This is a genomic window from Elstera litoralis (assembly GCF_000963705.1).
In the GTDB taxonomy this organism is placed as follows: domain Bacteria; phylum Pseudomonadota; class Alphaproteobacteria; order Elsterales; family Elsteraceae; genus Elstera; species Elstera litoralis.
On the sequence record NZ_LAJY01000307.1, the window covers coordinates 1 to 2,595 of the forward strand.

Annotated in this window: 3 protein-coding genes; 2 read left to right on the forward strand and 1 reads right to left on the reverse strand. The window is 59.0% G+C overall.

Annotated elements, in window-relative coordinates:
- The coding region (gene groL, locus VZ95_RS12285) for a chaperonin GroEL (RefSeq protein WP_045776103.1) at positions 1 to 1,255 on the forward strand (1,255 nt) is incomplete at its 5' end.
- Between the two features lie 59 nt (positions 1,256 to 1,314).
- Here groL and VZ95_RS12290 read toward each other — a convergent pair.
- The gene (locus VZ95_RS12290; RefSeq protein ID WP_045776104.1) at positions 1,315 to 1,503 is read right to left on the reverse strand and encodes a DUF3553 domain-containing protein; all 189 of its coding nucleotides are present in this window, start codon (positions 1,501 to 1,503) and stop codon (positions 1,315 to 1,317) included.
- Positions 1,504 to 1,628: 125 nt separating this feature from the next.
- Here VZ95_RS12290 and VZ95_RS12295 point away from each other — a divergent pair, with 125 nt between their 5' ends.
- Positions 1,629 to 2,312 carry a histidine phosphotransferase family protein gene (locus VZ95_RS12295; RefSeq protein ID WP_045776105.1) on the forward strand — a complete coding sequence of 228 codons (684 nt, stop codon included), beginning with the start codon at positions 1,629 to 1,631 and terminating at the stop codon, positions 2,310 to 2,312.
- Positions 2,313 to 2,595: the final 283 nt, after the last annotated feature.

Below are 2,595 nucleotides of genomic sequence, written 5' to 3' on the forward strand. Positions count from 1 at the left end.
CCTGAAGAGCCGTTCGAAGAAGGTTTCGACCAACGAAGAAGTGGCGCAGGTCGGCACGATTTCGGCCAATGGCGAACGCGAAATCGGCGAAATGATCGCCCGCGCCATGGAAAAAGTCGGCAACGAAGGCGTCATCACCGTTGAAGAAGCCAAGGGCATCGAAACGGAACTCGACGTCGTCGAAGGTATGCAGTTCGATCGCGGCTATATCTCGCCGTACTTCGTGACCAATGCCGAAAAGATGCAGGCCGAGCTGGAAAACCCCTACGTTCTTTTCTTCGAAAAGAAGCTGTCGGGTCTTCAGGCCATGCTGCCGGTTCTCGAAACGGTGGTTCAGTCGGGCCGTCCGCTGCTCATCATTGCGGAAGATGTTGAAGGCGAAGCGCTGGCGACCCTCGTGGTCAATAAGCTGCGCGGTGGCCTGAAGATCGCTGCCGTGAAGGCCCCGGGCTTTGGTGATCGTCGTAAGGCGATGCTGGAAGATATGGCCATCCTCACGGGCGGTCAGGTCGTTTCCGAAGACCTCGGCATTAAGCTTGAAAACGTGACGCTCGACATGCTCGGCACCGCCAAGAAGGTGACGATCACGAAGGACGAAACCACCATCGTCGATGGTGCCGGTCAGCGTTCGGATATCGAAGCCCGTATCGCGCAGATTAAGGCCCAGATCGAAGAAACCTCGTCGGACTACGACCGCGAAAAGCTGCAAGAGCGTCTGGCGAAGCTCGCCGGCGGCGTTGCCGTGATCCGCGTCGGCGGCTCGACGGAAATCGAAGTGAAGGAACGCAAGGATCGCGTTGATGACGCGATGCATGCGACCCGCGCAGCCGTGGAAGAAGGCGTGATCGCCGGCGGCGGCGTCGCCCTGCTTTATGCCACCAAGGCGCTTGAAGGCCTGAAGCCGGAAAATGACGATCAGCGCGTCGGTGTGGACATCGTCCGCAAAGCCCTGACCGCCCCGGTGAAGCAGATCGCCGAAAACGCCGGTGTCGATGGCGCCGTGATTTCGGGCAAGCTGCTGGAGTCGAACGACTTCAACTATGGCTACGATGCCCAGAAGGGCGTTTATGCCGATATGGTGAAGTCCGGCATCATCGATCCGGTGAAGGTGGTTCGGTCGGCCCTGCAAGACGCTGCTTCGGTGGCCTCGCTGCTGATTACGACCGAAGCAATGGTCGCCGAACTGCCGAAGAAAGACGCACCGATGCCCGGTGGCGGCGGTGGCATGGGCGGTATGGGCGGGATGGATTTCTAATCCCCCCATCAGCCTTTGGTTTGAAGCCCCCGTCGGATTCGTCCGGCGGGGGTTTTGTTTTAACGGTCGTCCGTATCGATGAGATCGAGCGCGATTACCGACAGGTTCAGCACAACTTTGCCGCGCTCTTCGAAATTGACCGTCACCCGGTCGCCGACGACCGACTGAACTTGCCCCAATCCCCAATCCGGGCAGGCCGGGTGGCGTACCGTGCAGCCGGGGGTCAGAAGGCTTGGAATCGCACTCATGGTGTTTCTCGCTGGAAAATCCGGTACATGTTAAGGGAATCTTCAAACCTAAAGTGGCTTCATGCAAGCTAAAGCTTTGATTTGAAATCTGGTCTGTCATTGCCAGAGAAAGAAGTGTCCCAATCATGGATACCATTCACACATCCCTGCCGTCGGTTACGGTGGATCTATCCTTCCTTCATTTGGTGGTCAGCCAACTCTGCCACGATCTCGTGAGCCCGATTGGCGCGGTCAACAATGGGGTGGAGTTGATCGAGGAGCTGGGGGCGACGCTCGATAGCGAAGCCTTCGATCTCATCGCTCAAAGCGGCCAGGCAGCAGCCGCTAAGCTGCAATGCTTCCGGCTGGCCTGGGGCCGGGGCGGCGCGAGCAGCGATACGCGCCTTGCCGATGTTCGCCAAGTGCTGATCGATTATTTTGCGGGCGAAACCCGGATCGATTTGAATTGGCCGAGCGATCCTGCCGCCGAAGCGGTGGATTATGCCCCCGGTGCGCTGCAACTGCTGCTGAATGCCGTTCTGGCGGTGGCGACGACGCTGACGCGCGGCGGGCAAATATCGGTCAAGATGGACGTAACCGAGATCGGCGCGCCCTTCGAGATCGACGCAACCGGGCAGAACCTGCGCGTTCCGGAGATTCTGCCGGAGCTTTTGGCCGGGCGCACGCGCGCCTCGCTGGATCACCGGACGGTGGCGGCAGGCTTCGCCTCCTTGCTCGGGCGGGCGCTCGGCGTGCCACTGACGGTCTCGCAACCCTCGACGGAACTCGTCAGGATTGCTGGCCGATTGCCCATTCTGTCATTTCCCTGATAGATTTGATGGGCATGATCGATAGTCTTATGCAACTGCTCGCTTGCCCTTTGCGCTGCGGTGGTTCAAGAAATGTAGGCAGTTGGGTCGCAGACCGACACCCAGCGCCAGGGTGTCCGAATAGGGACGTAGACCGGGGGATTCCGAATGGATGATTTGCTCAGTGAGTTTCTGACCGAGACGGCGGAAAATCTATCGGTGCTGGATGTCGAGCTGGTGAAGCTCGAACAGAACCCCAACGATCCGCATTTGYTTTTGCTCAGCAATATTTTCCGGCTGGTGC

What these genes read in the sequence shown, in the direction of transcription:
- VZ95_RS12290 (WP_045776104.1), bottom strand. Translation starts at nt 1,503, where the DNA reads ATGAGTGCGATTCCAAGCCTTCTGACCCCCGGCTGCACGGTACGCCAC.
- VZ95_RS12295 (WP_045776105.1), top strand. Translation starts at nt 1,629, where the DNA reads ATGGATACCATTCACACATCCCTGCCGTCGGTTACGGTGGATCTATCC.